The sequence below is a fragment of the Kitasatospora sp. NE20-6 genome, assembly GCF_045862635.1.
Genome location: NZ_BPRL01000085.1, coordinates 1 through 19314, shown reverse-complemented (window position 1 = coordinate 19314; position 19314 = coordinate 1). Strand labels below are relative to the sequence as shown.

Genomic DNA, 19314 nt, shown 5'->3' with positions numbered 1-19314 from the left:
CGCACGAGTGACGCGAGGTCAGGGCTGCCGGCCGGTCCGGGTGGGACGGGGGGCGCCCGACTGCGTCGGCGCACACCTGGCACGGGCCCGATGACCACGCCCCGGGGCGTTCCTCGGCCGCCACCCGGAACTCCGTGGCGGTGCCGGACCTGCTCCGTGTCGTCGCTCAGCGGAGGGCGATCGCCGTCCACGACACCGGCGGCAGCTCGACGGTGAGCACGCCGTCGGCGAGTGTCGCGCTCGTGTTCGCGGACGGGGTCACCCGGTGCTGCTCGGCGAGCGTGTTCTTCGCGTGGACGTCGGAGTCGGCGAGCGTGACCGCCTCGACGATGCGCGAGGAGGCGAGGCTGCGCACGTCGATCGTGACCTGCGCGGCCTCCTCCAGGTCGCGGTTGACGAGGAAGACCGCGGCCCGGTCCTCGTCGACGGTCGCGACGGCGTCGATGACGGACGCCTCGCCGTGGCGCGCCGTTCTGTACGTCGGCGCGTCGATCACGGGCCGGATCACCTCGCCGGAAGCGAGCCGGCTCGTGATCGAGAACGGGTGGAAGGTCGTCTGCCGCCAGGCCGGGCCGCCGGGCTCGGTCATGATCGGCGCGATCACGTTGACGAGCTGCGCGAGCGATGCCGAGGCGACGCGGTCGCTGCGCTTGAGGAGCGTCATCAGCAGGTTGCCGACGACGACGGCATCCGCCACCGTGTACGTGTCCTCGAGCTGCCGAGGGGCGTGGCGCCACTCGTCGTTGACCTCCTCGGACTCCTGGTGCTCCTTGAGGTACCAGACGTTCCACTCGTCGAAGGAGACGTTGATCTTCTTGTTCGAGCGTTTCTTGTATCCCACGTGGTCGGCGGTCGCGACGACGGTGTCGATGAAGTAGTCCATGTCGATCGCCGAGGCGAGGAAGGAGCCGAGGTCGCCGTCGTGCTCCTGGTAGTACGCGTGGCACGAGATGTGGTCGACATGGTCGTAGCTGTGCTCGAGCACCGTGCGCTCCCAGTCGCCGAACGTCGGCATGCCGGACCCGGAGGAGCCGCAGACGACGAGTTCGAGGTCCTTGTCGGCCGTCTTCATCGCGGCGGCGGTGCGGGCGGCGATCTTGCCGTAGTCGTCGGCCGTCATGAAGCCGGTCTGCCACGGTCCGTCCATCTCGTTGCCGAGGCACCACATGCGCACGTTGTGCGGATCCGGAGTGCCGTTGGCGATGCGCAGGTCGGACAGCGCCGTGCCGGACGGGTGGTTGGCGTACTCGAGCAGGTCCAGGGCGGGCAGGATGCCTCGCGTGGCGACGTTGACCGCCAGCATCAGCTCGGAGTCGGTGAGCTTGAGCCACCTGGCGAACTCGTCGAGGCCGACCTGGTTCGATTCGAGCGAGTGCCAGGCGAGGTCGCGGCGTACCGGGCGCTTCTCGCGCGGACCGACCGAGTCCTCCCAGCGGAAGCCGGAGACGAAGTTTCCGCCCGGGTAGCGGATGGTCGTGCTGCCGAGTTCCCTGACGAGTTCGACGACGTCCATGCGGAACCCTTCGTCGTTCGCGCTCGGGTGTTCCGGCTCGTAGAGCCCGGTGTACACGCAACGGCCGAGGTGTTCGACGAACGAGCCGAAGGTGCGGCGCCGGACAGGGGCGATGACGGCCTGCCTGTCGAGCTCGATGTGGGCGCGGGGCAACTCGGTGGTCCTTTCGATGGGATGGCGCGGGGCGTGCCGCGGGCCGGGCGATGCCGCCGATCGGCGGCCCGCCCCTGCCGGGGGTACGGCAGGGGCAGGCGTGGGACGGTCCGGTGCGGATCCCGGTGCCGGTTTCAGCCCTTCACGGCGCCGGTGAGACCGCCCACGATCTTCTTCTCGAAGATCGCGAAGAAGACCAGAGCGGGCAGCATGGCGAGCGAGGTGAACGCGAGAACCTTCGCCGTGTCCACGGAGTACTGCGAGGAGAAGGCCTGGACGCCGAGCGGCAGGGTGAAGTTCGCCTGCGAGTTCAGGATGTACAGGGGCAGGACGTAGTTGTTCCAGCTGCCGATGAACCCGAGGACGCCGACCGTCACCACACCGGGGCGCGACAGCGGGATCACCATGCGGAAGAAGAATCCGAGTCGGCTCGTACCGTCGATCGCGGCGGCCTCCTCGATCTCGTTCGGAATGGCCCTGAGGAACGGCACCAGGATGATGACGGTCGTCGGCAGGCCGAAGGCGATCTGCGGGACGATCACGCCGAGCAGGTTGTCGACGAGGCCGAGGTCCTTGACGACGATGTAGAGCGGGGTGATCGCGATGACCATCGGGAACATCAGGCCGGCGGCGAACAGGGAGTACATCGCGCCCTTGAGTTTGAAGTCGTAGCGTGCGAGCACGAAGCTCACCATCAGGCCGAGGACGACGGTGCCGACGGTGCTCGCCAGCGCGACGATGACGGAGTTGGCGAATTCGCCCCAGAACGTCACCGACTTCAGGACGCTGATGTAGTTGTCGACGACCCAGGGGTGCGGCAGGGCGGCCGGGCTCGTGCTGATCTGCGAGTTGGTGCGGAATCCACCGAGCACGATGTGGAGCACCGGTGCGATGCAGGCCCCGATGAAGAGCAGTGCGACGAAGTAGGTGAAGGGACTCCCCCACTTCTGCGGCTTGTCACGATTGCCGCGACGGCCGACGGGCGCATTCGGCTCCCCGGTGGAGGAGGACCAGGAGTTGGCGGTCGTCGCGCTCATCGGGCGGCTCCTTCGGTGACGGCACCCTGGAGGTCGCGGCGCAGGACGAAGCGCTGGTAGATCAGCGCGACGACGAGCGAGATCAGGAACATCACGACCGCGATCGCGCTGCCGTAACCGTAGTTGCCCGCGTTGCGGCCCTGGGCGACCATGTAGATCGCCATGGTCGAGGTGCCTGCGGTGCCCGCAACGTACGGCCCCCAGATGATGTAGACGAGATCGAACAGTTGCAGCGAGCCGATGATCGACAGGAACACCCAGATGCGGATCGTCGGCCCCAGCAGCGGCAGCGTGATGCGGCGCTGGATCTGCCAGTAGGAGGCGCCGTCGATCTGAGCGGCCTCGAAGAGCTCCTCGGGGATCGACTGCAGGCCGGCGAGCATCAGGATCACCGCGAACCCGACGTACTTCCACGAGATGATGCCCATCAGCGTCCAGATGGCCAGCTTCGGGTCGGAGAGCCATTCGGCCTGCAGGGAGCCCAGGCCGATGTGCTGCAGCAGGTCGTTGACGGCGCCGGTGCTCTGGAGCATCAGGCTCCAGCCGGTGCCGACGATGACCTCGGAGATGACGTAGGGCACGAAGATCAGGACGCGGATGATCGAGCGGCCGCGGATCTTCTGGTTGAGCAGGAGCGCGAGGGTGATCGCGAGCGGGCCCTGGATGACCAGTGAGAGCACCAGGACCAGGCCGGTGTGCCACAGCACCTGCTGGAACGCGGGGTCGGTGAGGATCAGCTTGTAGTTGTTCAGACCGACCCAGTCCGTGGGCGCCCCGTAGCCGTGCCACCGGTAGAAGCCGTAGAACGCGGCGAGCGCCACCGGGAAGATCACGAACGCCAGGAACATGATGATCGCCGGTCCGGACAGGAGCACGATCTCGAGCCGCATCCTGGCACGGCCGCGGCGGCGCGCAGCCGCTCGCGGCGGAGCCGGGGGCGCGGACTCGGCCGCACCCCCGACTCCGGACGTGCCCTGCGACCGGCGGCCGGTGGCCGTGTCAGTACCCAGGGGGTTGCTCATCGTCTGCTTACTCAGCCCTTCGCGGCCGCGGCGTTGGTGTCCTTGGCGATGTCGGCGGCGCTGCCCTTGCCGGCCAGCAGGTTCACGACGGCGGTGTTCATGGCGTTGCCGACGTTCTGGCCGTACTCGGTGTCGAGGAACATCACGGAGTAGGCGGCCTTGTTGAAGGCCTGCAGTGCCGAGACGTTGTAGGAGTCGGTGACGACCCCCTGGGCACCCTTGTTCACCGGGATCGTGAAGAAGGCCTTGGAGTAGGCCTCCTGCTGCTCCTTGGTCACGAGCCACTGGAGGAAGGCGAGGGCCTCCTTCGGTGCCTTCTTGGACAGCGAGTATCCGTCGAGGCCGCCCATGATGGCGGTCGGGTCGCCCTGGCCACCGTCCACGGCGGGGAAGGGGAACCAGCCCAGGTCGGGGAGCGGCTTCTGGTCCTTGGTCAGGCTGCCGATCACACCGGGATCCCAGTTGCCCATGAGTTCCATGGCCGCCTTGTGGTTCGCGAGCATGCCCGCGGACGACCCGGCGCCCTGCTGGGCCGAGGTCGTCAGGAAACCCTTCTGGAAGGGTTCGACCTTCAGGAACGAAGCCAGGTCGTCGCCGGCCTTGGTCCAGCAGGCGTCGTCGAACTTGAGCGACTTGGCGGCGCTCTTCATGGTGTCCTGGCTGCACTCGCGCACGGCGAAGTTGTAGTACCAGTGCGCAGCCGGCCAGGCGTCCTTGGCGCCGACCGCGATCGGCGCGACGTCGGCCGCCTTCAGCTTCGCGACATCGGCCTCCAGCTCGGCCATCGTCGTCGGCGTCGAGTCGATGCCGGCCTGCTTGAACAGGTCCTTGCTGTAGTAGATGCCCTCGGGCTGCGTGTCGAGCGGCATCGCGTAGGCCTTGCCGTCGATCGAATAGCCTGCGATGGCTGCCGCGCCCGCGTTCGCCTTGTCGGTGTCGGTGAGGTCCAGCGCCTGGAGCTGACCGGCCTGGACCATGGCCTGCATCTTGCCGCCGCCGCGCTGCAGGAAGATGTCCGGGGCGGAGTCCGAGTTGAGGGCGGTCTGCAGCTTGCCGTCGAGGTCCTCGTTCTGGATCGCCTGGATCTTGATCGTGACGTTCGGGTGCAGCGACTGGTACGCCGCCACGGCGGTCTTCCAGTACTCGGCGCCGGGCCCGGGCTGCGCGTTCTCCCAGAGGGTCAGCGTGACCTTGCCGTCGGACGAACCGCCGCTGTCGGCGTCGCTGCCGCCGGCGCAGCCGCTGACGGCGAGTGCGATGGCCAAGCCGAGCGCGGCAGCCGTCGCGCTGCGGGTCTTCCTCGTCATCGTGGGACTTCCTGTTCTGTCGTCATTGCCGGAATGGTGCAGATGGTTCGCGCGAAGTCATGGCGCGCTGGGCAGCAGGGGTCTCGTGCATGCGCCGATCCGGGTGTCCGGGCGGCGGGCCGGCCTGGGTGACGGTGAGGGTGAGGGTTCGGCACGTGCGCGGAGCCGTGCCGGTCACTGCAACCCCTGCTTTCCGGCTCCGGGCATGCGTGTGTGGGCGTGCCGGGTGGGCGGGTACGGCCGTGCACGGAGTCGTATGCGTCACGGGGGGGTCGACCGGTGGAGAGTATGTGCTCGGCGCGGAGCGGCAGTCAATGACCAGTTTCCGAGAATTCGCCGAAAGTTGTAGGTGATCTCCCCAGGTCGGCATCGAAACATTTCGACACCCTCCACCGATCGCGCCGCCCGGCTTCGCCCCTCGCCGCCCTTGAGGCCTGCGGCACCAGGCCGCCGGGTCCCCGCCTCGCCGGCTCCTTCCGCGCCGGGCCACCACCGCGACCCTGCGGGCCCACCCGGACGACATCCCGGCCCGCATCGCCCGTCCGGCCCGCCGCCTGACACTCCGCCCGCCCGACCGCCGGCCCTGGCGGCATGCGTTCACCGGCCCGTTCGACACCGCACACGCATCACCGGGGCCCGGGCGCGCGACCGCATGCAGTGACCCGATTGTTACGACGCGGTGTCCGCCGAGGGGCTGGCGGGGCCGTTCCGCAGCACGTATGTTGCCGCTCACAACATTCAGCGCCTACGGGTTTCGCCCCCGCACGGTGCCAACCGCACCGGTGCCCCACCCCTCGGCCCCCTCCCGTCCGGCACCGGACCGGGCGCATCCGAAAGGACCCAGTCCCATGCGCAAGAGACTCCTCGTCGCCGCCTCCGCATCAGCGGCGCTCCTGACCGCAGTGACCGCCTGTGGAAGCTCCTCCTCGACCACCACTGCCGATGCGGCCGGCACCAAGAAGCCGAAGGTCGGCGTGATCCTCCCGGACAGCAAGTCCTCCGTCCGCTGGGAGACCGCGGACCGGCCGTACCTCACCGCGGCCTTCAAGGCGGCCGGCGTGGACTACGACATCCAGAACGCCGAGGGCGACAAGCAGGCGTTCCAGACGATCGCCGACCAGATGATCACCAGTGGTGTGAACGTGCTGATCACCGTGAACCTCGACAGCGGCACAGGCAAGGCCGTCCTCGACAAGGCCAAGGCGCAGGGCGTGGCCACCATCGACTACGACCGGCTCACCCTGGGCGGCTCCGCCCAGCACTACGTCAGCTTCGACAACACCGAAGTCGGCAAGCTGCAGGGGCAGGGCCTGGCGAAGTGCCTGAGCGACATGGGAGCCAAGACGCCCGTCGTCGCCGAGCTCAACGGGTCACCGACGGACAACAACGCCACGCTCTTCGCCAACGGCTACAACAGCGTCCTGGACCCCAAGTACGCCTCGGGCGAGTATGCCAAGGGCCCCAACCAGCCGGTGCCCGACTGGGACAACGCCCAGGCCGGGACCATCTTCGAGCAGATGTTCACCAGCAAGCCGGACATCGCCGGCGTGCTCGCGGCCAACGACGGCCTCGCCAACGCGGCCATCGCCGTCCTGCGCAAGAACCACCGCAACGGACAGGTCCCCGTCACCGGTCAGGACGCCACCGTGCAGGGCCTGCAGAACATCCTCGCCGGCGACCAGTGCATGACCGTCTACAAGGCCGTGAAGAAGGAGGCCGACGCGGCGGCCGCGCTCGCGATCGACCTCGCCCACGGCAAGAAGGGCCAGACCAGCAGCACCGTCCACGACCCGGTCGGCAACCGCGACGTCCCGGCGACGCTCCTGACACCGGTGGCCATCTTCAAGAACAACGTCCCGGACGTCGTCAACGACGGCTTCGTCACCAAGACCGATCTGTGCACCGGCACTTACGCCGCCCTGTGCACGGCTGCCGGCATCAAGTAACCCGGCGCCCGGCCGCACACCGTGGGCCCCGGCCTCGCAGCGAATGGGGCCCACGTACGACCGATTCCCAGGAGCCCCCCATGACACAGCCACCGATTCTGGAACTGCGCGGGATCGACAAGAGCTTCGGCCCTGTCCAGGTCCTGCACGACGTCGCCCTCAGCGCATACACGGGCGAGGTCACCGCCCTCGTCGGTGACAACGGCGCCGGCAAGTCGACCCTCGTCAAGTGCATCGGCGGGATCCACGCCATCGACGCCGGGGACTACCTGTTCGAAGGCAGCCCGGTCCAGGTGCACAGCCCGCGCGACGCCGCCGCCCTCGGCGTGGAGATCGTCTACCAGGACCTCGCGCTGTGCGACAACCTCGACATCGTCCAGAACATGTTCCTCGGACGCGAGATACGCCGCGGCCTGGTCCTGGACGACTCGACCATGGAGGAAATGGCGGCTGCGACGCTCAAGGGACTGTCCGTACGCACGGTCAAGTCCCTGCGCCAGAAGGTCTCCAGCCTCTCCGGCGGCCAGCGTCAGACCGTCGCCATCGCCAAAGCCGTGCTGTGGAACAGCAAGCTCGTCATCCTCGACGAGCCCACCGCCGCCCTCGGCGTCGCCCAGACCGCACAGGTCCTCGAACTGGTGCGACGGCTCGCCGACAACGGCCTGGCCGTCGTCCTCATCTCGCACAACATGAACGACGTCTTCGCGGTCTCCGATCGAATAGCCGCCCTCTACCTGGGGCGCATGGCGGCCCAGGTCAGGACCTCGGACGTGACACACGCCCAAGTCGTCGAACTGATCACCTCCGGCCGCAGCGGTGATCTGGGCATCACCACCACCTCCAAGGGAGCCGCCGCATGAGCGCCGCCATCGCACCCCGAAAGCCCGACAGGCCCAACCGGCCCGCCCGCACCGCGGACGCACACCCACCCGCCCCCACACTGAGCGACATCACCCGCACCTACCTGGAGCGACTGCGCGGAGGCGAACTCGGCGCCCTGCCCGCCGTCGGCGGCCTGGTCGTCCTGTGCGTGTTCTTCGCCGTCCTCCGCCCCGTCTTCCTGTCCAACCTGAACTTCGCCAATCTCCTCACCCAGAGCGCCGGCAGCATCGCCATCGCCATGGGTCTGGTCTTCGTCCTGCTCCTCGGCGAAATCGACCTGTCGGCCGGCTACGCCAGCGGCGTCTGCGCCGCCGTGCTGGCCATCTTGCTGACCAACCACGGATGGCCCTGGTACGCCGCGGTGCCCGCCGCCATGCTCACCGGCGCAGCCATCGGTCTCCTCATCGGCACCCTCGTCGCCAAAGTCGGCATCCCCTCCTTCGTCGTGACCCTGGCCGCGTTCCTCGGGTTCCAGGGCATCGTGCTCATCCTGCTCAAGGAAGGCACCAACATCTCCGTCCAGGACCCGACCATCCTGGCCATCGCCAACGACAACCTGAGCCCCGCACTCGGCTGGGCGCTGCTGGCCGGCTGTGTCATCGCGTCCGCAGCCCTGCAACTGCGCCGCAGCCGCGACCGGCGCGACCGAGGTCTGCCCGGCATCCCGGCCGCCCTCCTGGCGGCGCGGATCGGCACGATCACCGTCCTCGGCGGTACAGCCGTGTACTTCCTCAACGAGGAACGCAGCCGCAACATCGTCGTCGCCTCCCTCAAGGGCGTCCCGATCGTCGTGCCCGTCATCGGGGTCCTCGTCCTGCTGGGGACGTTCGCCCTGCAGCGGACCGGCTTCGGTCTGCACATCTACGCCGTCGGCGGCAGCGCGGAAGCAGCCCGCCGCGCCGGGATCAACGTCTCCTTCATCCGCATCACCTCCTTCGTGATCTGCTCCTGCCTGGCGTCCATCGGCGGCATCATCGCCGCATCCCGCGGGAACTCCGTGGACCCCAACACCGGAGGCAGCAACGTCCTGCTCCTCGCCGTCGGCAGCGCCGTCATCGGAGGCACCAGCCTCTTCGGCGGCCGCGGCCGCATCGTGGACGCCGTCCTGGGCGGCCTGGTCGTCGCCGTCATCCAGAACGGCATGGGCCTCATGGGCTACACCTCCGGAGTCAAGTACGCTGTCACGGGCTCGGTCCTGCTGGTGGCAGCCGGCGTGGACGCCCTGTCCCGCCGCCGCTCCGTCCAACGATGAGGTTCGCGCCCCGATGAAGGCTGGCCCCTCCCAGGAAGAGATCCGCCAGCACAACCTCGGTGCCCTGCTACGCCACGTCCACCTCAGCGGACCCACTTCACGAGCCGACCTTGCAACCCGGATAGGTCTCAACCGCAGCACCATCCTGGCCCTGGTCAACGACCTGACCGCCGCAGGCCTGGTCCACGAAGAACTGCCCAGGGTGACCGGCCGCGCCGGGCGCCCGTCCCTCGTGGTCCGGCCCGAGCCAACCCGCGCCCATGTGCTGGCCCTGGACATCGGCGTGGAACGCCTGACAGCCGCACTCATCGGCCTCGGCGGCGTATTCCTGGACCGGCGCGAATGCGCCTGGCCTCCGGACCATCCGCAGGACCCCGCAGAGGTGGCCGACATCCTGGCCGGCTACGCCCAGCAGATGCTGACCGCTGCTCCTGTCGGCAGTTCCTGCGTCGGGGTCGCCGTGGCAGTGCGCGGCGTCATCCGCCACCCCGACGGACTGGTCGGGCTCACCCCCAACATGGGCTGGAAGGACGTCGATCTCGCCGCCGAGCTCGCCGGAAGGCTCCCCCTGGAAACCCCCGTCCTCGTCGCCAACGAGGCCAACCTCGGCGCCCTCGCCGAACACCGGCGCGGTGCCGGCCGCGGCAGCCGGAACCTCGTCTACCTGCACGGCGAGATCGGCATCGGCGCCGGCATCGTCATCGACGGCGAACTCCTGCGCGGCCAGCACGGATACGCCGGCGAGATCGGCCACACCACGGTCAACCCCCATCAGGGCCGGCAGTGCGGCTGCGGCGCCCACGGGTGCCTGGAAGCCGAAGCGGGCGAGCGCGCCCTGCTGGAAGCCGCAGGCCGCGACAGCCGCATCACCGGAATCGACGCGGTGCGGGCGGTGGTCACCGCCGCCGACCGAGGCGATGTCAACGCTCGTGCGGCACTGCACCAGGTCGGGGACTGGCTCGGCATCGGCGTCGCCATCCTCGTCAACCTCCTCAATCCGGACCTGATCGTGTTCGGCGGCACCCTCCGCGACGTCTTCCTCGGCTCCGCAGCGCAGGTCCGCAGCCGGGTGAACACCAGCGCCCTCGCCGCGTCCCGGGCGGACCTGCGCCTGCGTGTCAGCGAACTCGGCAACGACACCGTCCTGATCGGTGCCGCCGAGCTCGCCTTCTCCGAACTGCTGTCGCGACCGCTGGAGACACTGGGCCGTGTGCCGGGTCCGCCTCTCGCCTGACCTGCGGGCTTTGCCCCGCGACGTGAACACCCCTGAGAAGTGGTCCGCCGACCCGCCGACCCGCTACGAAACTTTGGATACGCACAGGTGTTCGTGAATTTCCGGTTCGGGTGACACCGGCGCCGGCGCCGCATGAAGACAGGATCCCTGTGCAGCTCGGAGGTTGTCGAGACGAAAGCTGGAAGGAGAACCCGTTGCCGCTCCTATACGCCGTCGCCGCGGGCGGTGGCAACTCCGCTCCTCCAAGGTGCGGTTGCTCGGCACACCGGTACGACTGCCCGAACACCTCGTCGTCGTACTCACCGACCTCGCCCGTCAGACCGAACCCGTTGCGGCCCGGCTCTCCTGATCGTCCGTCAGGAATTCGGTGATCCGGCGGTTGGTCTCTGCAGGCGCGGCGGTGGGCAGCGCGAAGTGGGTGAGATCGGCGAGGGTCTCGATCCGGGCGTGCGGTACGGCCTTGCGGGCGCGGGCCGCGACCTTCGCCGCGTCGTGGGTGCCACTGCGGCCGGCGAGAAGGACCAGGATCGGGACGCTCAGCGTCGTGGGGTCCGGGCGACGGCCGACGACCAGCTTCCGGTCCGCGAAGCCCGAGACCGCCAGAGCGTAGAGCCGCTTCCAGTCCGGGTCGGTGTCCGTGCCCGCCGTCTCGCGGTCCAGGTAGGCGAGAGCGCGGGTCACCGTCGGGCGGACCAGTACCGGCAGCGACCGCAGGAGGAAGGCGGGGCGGTAGCCGGCGAAGCACTGGGTCGGGTCGAGCAGTACCAGCCGGTCGACCCGCTGCGCGGCGTGCAGGGCGTACGTCAGGGCGATCCAGGCGCCGTAGGAATGGCCCAGCAGGTGCACGCGGGATGCACCGAGGCCGTCGAGCAGCGCGTCCAGCCAGTCCATCAGGTCGGCGGTGGTGCGCAGCGGGCGTCCCTCACGGATGCTGCGGCCGGCGTCGCCGGGGATGTCGACGGCGAGCACCCGATGACGGGTGCCGAGCGCCCGGGCGTTGGCGAACCAGACTGCCCCGGTGGAGCCGCCACCGTGCAGGAGGAGCAGCGGGGTGGCATCGGCGGGCCCGTAGGCATGGATGCGGGTGGTGCCGTACGGGGTGGGAACGTCGATCTCGGTGGTGCCGGCGGGCCAGCGGGCGAGCAGTGCGTCGTAGGCGGCGAAGAACTCCTGGGATTCGGACACGGTGAACTCCTCGGGCATCGTCTCGTTGACCGATTCTCTCGCTTGGCGAGATACTAGCCGAGTGAGCGATAACATCCCCCCAGCGATGCGGCTGGTTCACCTCCTGCGCGCGGTGGCCGTGGAATTCGATCTGCGCGGAGCCGAGTTCGCCGGGCAGAACGGCCTGCACCCGACCGACTTGCGGGCCCTCATCTGCCTGCTCGACGCCGAGCGGGCGGGCGCCACCGTCACCCCGGGACGGCTCGGTGAGGCGCTGCGGCTCAACTCGGCGGGCACCACCGCCCTGCTCGACCGGCTGGAGCGCCTGGGGCTGGTCCGTCGCAAGCGCGACGAACACGACCGGCGACGGGTCCTGTTGACGGTGGACCAGAAGGCCGTCGAGCTGGGCTGGGCCTTCTTCGGCCCGCTCATCGCCGACCTGGTCGAGGCGGCCGAGGACTTCACCCCTGGCGAACTGGACACCGTCCACCGCTACCTGACCGCAGCCCTCCACGCCGCCGCTCCCGCCGGCACCCCCAAGGGCCCCCGGTCGCAGACCCACCCGTAGCAGGGCGCCATCCCGGTCGGGACTTCACCAGCCGCACCGCACCGCCCGCCAGGCATCCGCGCCGACACGGCGTCACCCGGCACAGCAGCACTCGGCACAGCAGTACTCGCCCACCGCACACCACGGTCCGGAGCACCCGAGGGGAAGACCACGAGCAACCGCGCACGCCCATCCGACAGAGGAAGAGGTCGTCGAGTTCGCGGTCCCCGCGATCCTGGCCCGCTGGGCCCGCCGCCGTCGCACGGGCACGCTCGATGAGTGGCGGCCGATGTCCCCCGCCACGTAGCCGCCCGGCACCGCAAGAGTCTCCGCATGAACGGTCCGCAGCAGCCGCACCAGAGGCTCCCAGGTGGCGAAGTCGTAGAGCGCGGGCACCAGGAACCTCCGGGTCGATCCGAACTCCTCGTGGGGTGGCGGAGCGGTGGCCGGGTGCCAGCGGGCCGTGGGGGCTTGTGCCGGATGCGGGTCCGTGCCCGCGGCGGGCTGTGTGGCGCGCCGCCGCGGGCGGCGGGTCAGCGGGGCAGGTTGAAGGTCAGGGACGGGTTGGCGTTGCGGGCCAGGGTGTGGGCGAAGTCGGGCCACCAGGCGCCGGCCGCCGGGTCCTCGACGCCGCCGTACTCGGGGTCGCCCGGTCCGGGGGTGCCTCGGTGGCAGGTGCCGTCGGACTCGCCGATGGTCTTGACGTAGAGGTAGGCGTCGGCCAGGGGCGTGCCGGTGTCGGCGGTGGGGCGGACGCCGATGCCGCGGCCGGGGGCGTTGCACCAGTGTTCGGCGTCGGTGTACTTGCCGGCCGGCGGGATCCACGCGCCGAGGCCGTTGCGGCTGTTGTCGAGGACGTAGTGGGTGAGCTGGTCGGCGGCCGGGGTGCCGACGTTCTGGTCGAACCAGGCGTCGGTCCAGCGCCAGGTGGTGGGGTCGAAGAAGTCGACGGCGTTGCCGGGCAGGCCGTCGTTGGGTGCGGCCGCGGAGTAGTACTGGTTGGCGCACCGGTCGGTGTGGCCGCGGGCCCAGTCCGGGCCCTTGGTGGCGAACCAGACGCACTTGGAGACCCAGGTGCCGTAGCGGTTGAGCTGGTCGGTGGGCTGGTAGTTGGAGACGTTGAGGGCGAGGCCCTGGCTCTGCTCCAGTCCGGCGTCGAGCAGCCGCTGGGCGATGTCGCCGACGGGGCGCCAGTTGCTGCTGCCGGCGTCGAGGTAGACGGAGGTGCCCGGCCTGGCCTCCAGGGTGGTGACGGCCGCCCGGATGTCGGCGATGCGGGCGGTGGTGAGTGTGCCGGTGGGGTCGGTGGTCGCGTCGCAGTCGCGGGGCAGCAGGGCCAGCCCGTCCGGTTCGACGATGACGACGGCCTTGCCGGTGCCGATGCCGTCGGCCACGGCCTTGACCCAGGCGCGGTACTCCTCGGAGGTGTCGGCGCCGCCGCTGGAGTAGAAGCTGCAGTCGCGGCCGGTGACGTTGTAGAGGACCAGGACCGGGACGGTGCGGCCGGCCTGCGCCTTCTGCATGATCTTCTTCACCCGGGCCCCGACCTCGGCCGGGGTGCCGTTGTCCAGCCAGATCGCCTGGGGCCAGGTGGCGAGCATGGCCATCCGGGCCGCGTCGGCGGTGTGGCCGGCCTTGAGGTCGGTCACTGCCTGCCGGGCGGCTCCGGCGTCCGGGTCGACGTAGAAGCGGGTGTCGTGCGGCAGGGCGTGGCCGGCCGCCGGTACCGGTGCAGCCGCGGCTCCTCCGGTGAGGCCTGCGCCGGCCAGGACCGCACAGGCCAGTGGGGCGAGCCAACGGCTCGTTCTCACGGATGTCATGACGAAACGTCTCCTTGTCGGGGCGACGGGGTGGGCAGGGCATGGCGGCCGGGACCGCGTGCACGGCAGCCGGGACCGCGCGCACGGCAGCCGGGACCGCGTGCAGGGCAGGCGCCGCGGGGCGGAAATCCCGAGGCAGGGGACACAGGGTCCACGCGCGCTGCCCATGAACGGAAGCGCTTCCATGCTGCGGGCGATGCAATCCTGCCGGGACCACATCGTGAAGTCGCAGTTCCACCTATGTCAATACGCTTGCATCAGCCCACTCTTCACATGAACATCGGCGCGCTGTACAGTTCGAACTGGAAGCGCTTCCATATGGCCGAGCGTGGAACGCGATACTGTGCAAGGGCATCGAGATCGAGGTGAACGAGGATGACGGACGAGCCGACGCGCCGACGGCCGACCTTGGACGAGGTCGCCGAGCGTGCTGGTGTCTCCCGCACCGCGGCGTCGAGAGCGTTGAACAACGCCCCCAACGTGAGCCGGGGCAAGCGCGACGCCGTCCAGCGCGCGATCAAGGAGCTCGGGTACATACCCAACCCCACGGCCCGGGCTCTGGCGACGCAGCAGGCGGGGGCGGTGGGCCTGATCATCTCCGGGGAGGATCCGGCGGTGCTCGCCGATCCGTTCTACGGGCAGGTCATCGCCGGCGTCGCCGCGGTGCTGGAGGAGGCCGACCTGCACCTGGTGCTGTGCCTGGCCACCTCCACCCGCGGGCAGGTCCGGGTGAAACAGCTGCTGCAGGCCAGGGCGGTCGACGGGGTGATGCTGATGTCCCTGCGCGGGGACGATCCGCTGACCCGGCTGGCCCTGGAGGCCGACGTCCCCGCCGTGTTCGGCGGCAAGCCGCTGCACGGGCAGGTCCCGTACTACGTGGACGTGGACAACGCGAGCGGCGCCAGGGAGGCGACGGACCACCTGATCTCCCTCGGCCGTACCCGGATCGCCACCATCACCGGACTGCTGGACACCGACGTCGGCCGGGCCCGCAGGCGCGGCTACACCGAGGCGCTGACCCTGGCGGGCCTGTCTCCCCACGCGGAGGCCGCCGGCGACTTCACCGAGCGGAGCGGCATCGCCGCCATGGAGTCCCTCCTCGCCCGCGCCCCCGACCTGGACGCGGTCTTCGCCGCCAACGACAACATGGCCGTCGGCGCACTGCGGGCACTGCACCGCGCGGGGCGGTCCGTCCCGGCGGACATCGCCGTGGTCGGCTTCGACGGCCTGACGGCGTCGGAGATCGCCGAGCCGGCCCTCACCACGGTCCGACAGCCCATACAGAGCATCGGCCGGGAGATGACCCGCATGCTTCTCGCGCTGATCGCGGGCGAGAAGCCGAGCCCGCTGATCCTGCCCACCACGCTGATCCGGCGCGACTCCACCTGACCCACCGCCGGCCTCCGGCCGTCCGCGCCGCGCTGTCCGCGGTGCGGTGATCCGGCCTGCCCTCCATGGGGGCAGGCAAGCCTGCTGACCAGGCAGAACAACCTCTTGACAGCCTCCGCCGGAGGCAGCAGGGTTTGACCTCATCCACCTGGGAGCGCTCCCACATACGGCAGGGCCGGGCCTTTCGGCTTCCCTCCGTCCGAGCCCCCGACCCCCCGCGATCGCTCGCCGTGCCCCTCCCGGCGTCGAAGCACGCACCCCCGCGCACCGCGCACACCCCATCCAGGAGATCACCCATGTCCATGCGCCGCCGCTCCCGCAGAACCGCCGCCCTCGTGTCGGCCGCCGCCGTCACCACGCTCCTGGCCACCGGATGCTCCTCCTCCGGCGGCTCGGGCTCGGACGACCCGAACGCGAAGATCACCCTGAGCGTGGGCGACTTCGGCACGTTCGGCTACAAGGAGGCCGGGCTCTTCGACGAGTACACGAAGGCCCACCCGAACATCACGATCAAGGAGAACACCACCACGCAGGAGGGCGACTACTGGACCTCCCTGCAGACCCGCCTGTCGGGCGGCGGCCTCGACGACATCCAGGCGCTGGAGGTGAGCCGGATCGCGCTGGCCACCTCCGACCAGCTCAGCAGCGCCTTCAGCGACCTGTCCAAGGCCCCGGGTGTCGACAAGGACGCCTACCTGCCGTGGAAGTGGCAGCAGGCCACCACCGCCCAGGGCACCACCATCGGCCTGGGCACCGACGTCGGCCCGATGGCGATCTGCTACCGCCAGGACCTCTTCCAGGCCGCCGGCCTGCCCGCCGACCCCGCCGCCGTCAGCGCCCTGTGGGCCGGCGACTGGGCCAAGTACGTCGAGGTCGGGCGCCAGTTCCAGGCCAAGGCACCCAAGGGCACCTACTTCATGGACACCGCCTCCGGCCTCTACAACGGCGTGGTCTCCTCCAGCCCCGAGCAGTACTACAAGAACGGCAAGATCGACTACAAGGACTCCGCCGGCGTCCGCGACGGCTGGAAGCTGGCCACCGACGCGGTCCGGGCCGGTACCACCCAGGGACTCAAGGAGTTCGACACCCCCTGGCAGACCGCCTTCTCCAACTCCACGTTCGCCACCACCGTCTGCCCCTCCTGGCAGCAGGCCAACATCGAGAAGTTCTCCGGCCCCGGCAACACGGGCAAGTGGAACATCGCGCAGGCCCCCGCCGCCGGCAACTGGGGCGGCTCCTTCCTCGCGGTGCCCGCCTCCGGCAAGCACGTCGCCGCAGCCCAGGAACTGGTCGTCTGGCTCACAGCCCCCGAGCAGCAGGCCAGGGTCTTCCAGAAGGTCGGCAACATCCCCGCCAACCAGAAGGCCTACACGCTCGCCGGCGTCACGGACTTCACCAACCCCTACATCGGACCCAAGGCCCCCACCGGGCAGATCTTCTCCACCGCGGCCAAGGCCATCAAGCCGGCCGAGACCGGCCCGCACCACGGCGACCTGCACGGGGCGTTCAGCAACGGCGTGCTGCTGATGGAGCAGAACCACAAGAGCTCCGACGAGGCCTGGGGCGCCACCCTCAAGCAGATCGAGAGCAGCATCCAGTAGCGCCCCCGCGCGCCGTACGGGCGGCGCGGCGGCCCTCCCCCGCCCTGCGGCCCGTACGGCGCCCCTCCCCAGGCAGCCAAGCCCCTCCCCCAGGCAGCCAAAGCCAAGCCCGATCCCGCAACGACGTGACGACCCGCCCGGCCGTCGACACGGCACGGAGGAACCTCTGTGGCAACCATGACCCGCACCCGCCCCGATGAACCGGCCGACTCCCCGCCCACCGGCGCACCGGCCCGCACCAGAAAACCGACAGGCCTGCGCAGCCGTCTGCACCGCTGGGACCACGCGGGCTCGCCCTACCTGTTCGTCGCCCCCTTCTTCGTCGTGTTCGCCGCCTTCGGCCTCTTCCCGCTGCTCTGGACCGGCTGGCTGTCCCTGCACCGGGTCAGCCTCTACAACGTGGACCAGGCCGACTGGGTCGGCCTGCAGAACTACCGCGACCTGCTGTTCGGGCCACCCAGCCACTTCTTCTGGAACGCCCTGCGCAACACGATCACCCTCGGCGTCCTGTCCACCGTCCCGCAGCTGCTGATCGCCCTCGGCCTCGCGCACCTGCTCAACTACCGCCTCCCGGCCCGCGGCTTCTTCCGCACCGCGCTCCTCGCCCCGTACGCGACCTCCGTGGCAGCCGCGACCCTCGTCTTCGCCCTGATCTTCAGCCCCGAGGGAGGCATGGCCAACTGGATGCTCGGGCTGGTGGGAATCGGCCCGATCGCCTGGGAGGCCGGCGCCTGGAGCTCGCAGATCGCCGTCTCCGTGATCGTCATCTGGCGGTGGACCGGCTACAACGCGCTGATCTACCTCGCCGCCATGCAGGCGATCCCCCGCGAGCTGTACGAGGCCGCCGCCATCGACGGCGCCACCCGCTGGCAGCAGTTCCGCCACGTCACGATCCCCGAGCTCCGTCCCACCATCCTGTTCACCGCCGTCGTCTCCTCCATCGGAGCGACCCAGCTCTTCGGCGAGCCCTACCTGTTCGGCGGCCAGAGCGGCCACCAGGGCGGCGCGGACCACCAGTACGAGACCCTCGGCATCCTCATGTACGACCAGGGCTTCCACCACAGCATGCTCGGACGCGCCTCGGCCATCGCCTGGACGATGTTCGGCCTGCTCCTGCTGGTGGGCCTGGCCAACACGCTCATCGCCCGCCGCCTGCGCTCCACCACGTGAGCGGGAAGGACAACACGACCATGACTCCCGCCACCGACTCCTCCACCGCCCACGACCCCTCCGCCCTCCGTGCCGCGGGAACAGCACCCCGCCCGGCCGACCGCCCGGGGACCGCACGCCGCCGACGGCTGCGCTCCCCCGGCGCAGGCGACCAGCACCGGGCCGGCCCGCTCGCCCTGGCCATCCTCGTCCTGGTCGCCCTCGCCTCGCTGTTCCCGCTGTACTGGACCCTCGTCGCGGCCTCCACCGACAGCCACCGGGTCGTCTCCACACCTCCTCCGCTCCTGCCCGGCGGGAACCTGTTCCACAACATCTCCTACGTGTGGAACAACGCCGGAGCACGCGGCATGGGCGTCGCACTCCTCAACTCGACCCTGGTCGCCGGCACCGTCGCACTCAGCACCGTGGCGTTCTCCGTACTGGCCGGGTTCGCCTTCGCCAAGCTCCGCTTCCGCGGCCGCGGCCTCATGCTCGTCCTCGTCGTCGCCACCATGGCCGTGCCCGCCCAGGTCAGCATCGTCCCGCTGTTCATCCTGATGAAACACCTGGGACTGAGCAACCAGCTCGGCGCCCTCATCCTGCCCACCCTGGTCACCGCGTTCGGCGTGTTCTTCATGCGCCAGTACCTCACACAGGCCCTGCCCACCGAACTGCTGGAAGCCGCCCGGATCGACGGTGCGAACTCGCTGCGCGTCGTGTGGCACGTCGTCGTCCCCATCGCCCGGCCCGCCATGGCCGTCCTGGGCATGCTGGTGTTCGTCCAGTCGTGGAACGACTTCCTGTGGCCGATCATCGCGATGAACGGCTCCACCAACCCCACCGTCCAGGTCGCCCTCGCCGGGCTCGGCACCGGCTGGTCCACCGACTGGTCGATCATCACCGCCGGAGCCCTCGTGGGCACCCTGCCCCTGCTCGTGGTCTTCACCGTCTTCGGCCGCCAGATCGTCGGCGGCATCACCCAGGGCGCACTCAAGGGCTGACCGGCCAGCCCGCCGCCGCCCGCACGCCCGCCACACCCCTTGGGAGAACACCCGCCATGACCATGGTCTCGACCCACCCCCGTTCCGTGCGACACGCCTTCCCGCCGGGATTCGCCTGGGGTGCGGCCACCGCCGCGTACCAGATCGAGGGCGCCGTCGCCGAAGGCGGCCGCACCCCGTCGATCTGGGACACCTTCAGCCACACCCCGGGCAAGGTCGCGAACGGCGACACCGGCGACACCGCGGTCGACCACTACCACCGCTTCCGCGAGGACGTGCGGATGATGGCCGACCTCG

16 protein-coding genes are annotated in these 19314 nt (G+C 69.9%); 10 read left to right on the top strand and 6 right to left on the bottom strand.

Features of this window, described 5'->3' with window-relative positions:
• Positions 1–166 precede the first annotated feature (166 nt).
• The 4 genes from SNE206_RS36420 to SNE206_RS36405 all read right to left on the bottom strand — a co-directional run bounded on the left by SNE206_RS36420 (position 167) and on the right by SNE206_RS36405 (position 5032).
• The gene (locus tag SNE206_RS36420) at positions 167–1666 is read right to left on the bottom strand and encodes an alpha-N-arabinofuranosidase (RefSeq protein ID WP_407917868.1); all 1500 of its coding nucleotides are present in this window, start codon (positions 1664–1666) and stop codon (positions 167–169) included.
• Positions 1667–1800: 134 nt separating this feature from the next.
• A complete protein-coding gene (locus SNE206_RS36415; protein ID WP_407917867.1) occupies positions 1801–2703 on the bottom strand; it encodes a carbohydrate ABC transporter permease in 903 nt (300 codons plus the stop codon).
• Complete coding sequence (locus SNE206_RS36410) at positions 2700–3593, bottom strand: carbohydrate ABC transporter permease (RefSeq protein ID WP_407917866.1); 894 nt, start codon at positions 3591–3593, stop codon at positions 2700–2702. The genes SNE206_RS36415 and SNE206_RS36410 overlap by 4 nt, the downstream gene beginning before the upstream one ends.
• A 143-nt stretch (positions 3594–3736) precedes the next feature.
• Positions 3737–5032 (bottom strand): extracellular solute-binding protein, encoded by a 1296-nt coding sequence (locus SNE206_RS36405; protein WP_407917865.1) that lies wholly within the window; start codon positions 5030–5032, stop codon positions 3737–3739.
• Between the two features lie 848 nt (positions 5033–5880).
• On the opposite strand from SNE206_RS36405, the gene SNE206_RS36400 reads away from it, so the two are divergent.
• The 4 genes from SNE206_RS36400 (at position 5881) to SNE206_RS36385 (ending at position 10346) form a co-directional block, all read left to right on the top strand.
• A complete protein-coding gene (locus SNE206_RS36400; protein WP_407917864.1) occupies positions 5881–6978 on the top strand; it encodes a sugar ABC transporter substrate-binding protein in 1098 nt (365 codons plus the stop codon).
• Between the two features lie 80 nt (positions 6979–7058).
• Entirely contained in the window at positions 7059–7838 is a 780-nt protein-coding gene (locus SNE206_RS36395) for an ATP-binding cassette domain-containing protein (protein ID WP_407917863.1), read from the top strand.
• Positions 7835–9112 (top strand): sugar ABC transporter permease, encoded by a 1278-nt coding sequence (locus tag SNE206_RS36390; protein ID WP_407917862.1) that lies wholly within the window; start codon positions 7835–7837, stop codon positions 9110–9112. The genes SNE206_RS36395 and SNE206_RS36390 overlap by 4 nt, the downstream gene beginning before the upstream one ends.
• Positions 9113–9125: 13 nt before the next feature.
• Positions 9126–10346 (top strand): ROK family protein, encoded by a 1221-nt coding sequence (locus SNE206_RS36385; protein ID WP_407917861.1) that lies wholly within the window; start codon positions 9126–9128, stop codon positions 10344–10346.
• 315 nt (positions 10347–10661) lie between these two features.
• Here the strand turns inward: SNE206_RS36385 and SNE206_RS36380 are convergent, their stop codons facing one another.
• Complete coding sequence (locus SNE206_RS36380; protein ID WP_407917860.1) at positions 10662–11549, bottom strand: alpha/beta fold hydrolase; 888 nt, start codon at positions 11547–11549, stop codon at positions 10662–10664.
• A gap of 67 nt (positions 11550–11616) precedes the next feature.
• Between SNE206_RS36380 and SNE206_RS36375 the strand changes: the two genes are divergently transcribed.
• Positions 11617–12078: a MarR family winged helix-turn-helix transcriptional regulator gene (locus SNE206_RS36375; protein WP_407917890.1), complete on the top strand. Its 462-nt coding sequence runs from the start codon at positions 11617–11619 to the stop codon at positions 12076–12078.
• 512 nt (positions 12079–12590) lie between these two features.
• Here SNE206_RS36375 and SNE206_RS36370 read toward each other — a convergent pair.
• On the bottom strand, positions 12591–13877 hold the full coding sequence (locus tag SNE206_RS36370; RefSeq protein WP_407917859.1) for a glycoside hydrolase family 6 protein: 1287 nt from the start codon (positions 13875–13877) through the stop codon (positions 12591–12593).
• Between the two features lie 375 nt (positions 13878–14252).
• Here SNE206_RS36370 and SNE206_RS36365 point away from each other — a divergent pair, with 375 nt between their 5' ends.
• From SNE206_RS36365 to SNE206_RS36345, 5 genes are all read left to right on the top strand, one after another.
• Positions 14253–15266 (top strand): LacI family DNA-binding transcriptional regulator, encoded by a 1014-nt coding sequence (locus SNE206_RS36365; RefSeq protein ID WP_407917858.1) that lies wholly within the window; start codon positions 14253–14255, stop codon positions 15264–15266.
• Positions 15267–15562: 296 nt separating this feature from the next.
• Positions 15563–16867 carry an ABC transporter substrate-binding protein gene (locus tag SNE206_RS36360; protein ID WP_407917857.1) on the top strand — a complete coding sequence of 435 codons (1305 nt, stop codon included), beginning with the start codon at positions 15563–15565 and terminating at the stop codon, positions 16865–16867.
• Between the two features lie 177 nt (positions 16868–17044).
• Positions 17045–18037, top strand: a complete 993-nt coding sequence (locus SNE206_RS36355) for a carbohydrate ABC transporter permease (protein WP_407917889.1) — start codon at positions 17045–17047, stop codon at positions 18035–18037.
• A 20-nt stretch (positions 18038–18057) separates the two neighbouring features.
• Positions 18058–19017 (top strand): carbohydrate ABC transporter permease, encoded by a 960-nt coding sequence (locus SNE206_RS36350; protein ID WP_407917856.1) that lies wholly within the window; start codon positions 18058–18060, stop codon positions 19015–19017.
• A gap of 56 nt (positions 19018–19073) precedes the next feature.
• Positions 19074–19314: family 1 glycosylhydrolase (locus SNE206_RS36345; protein ID WP_407917855.1), on the top strand; the 241-nt coding region annotated here is incomplete at its 3' end.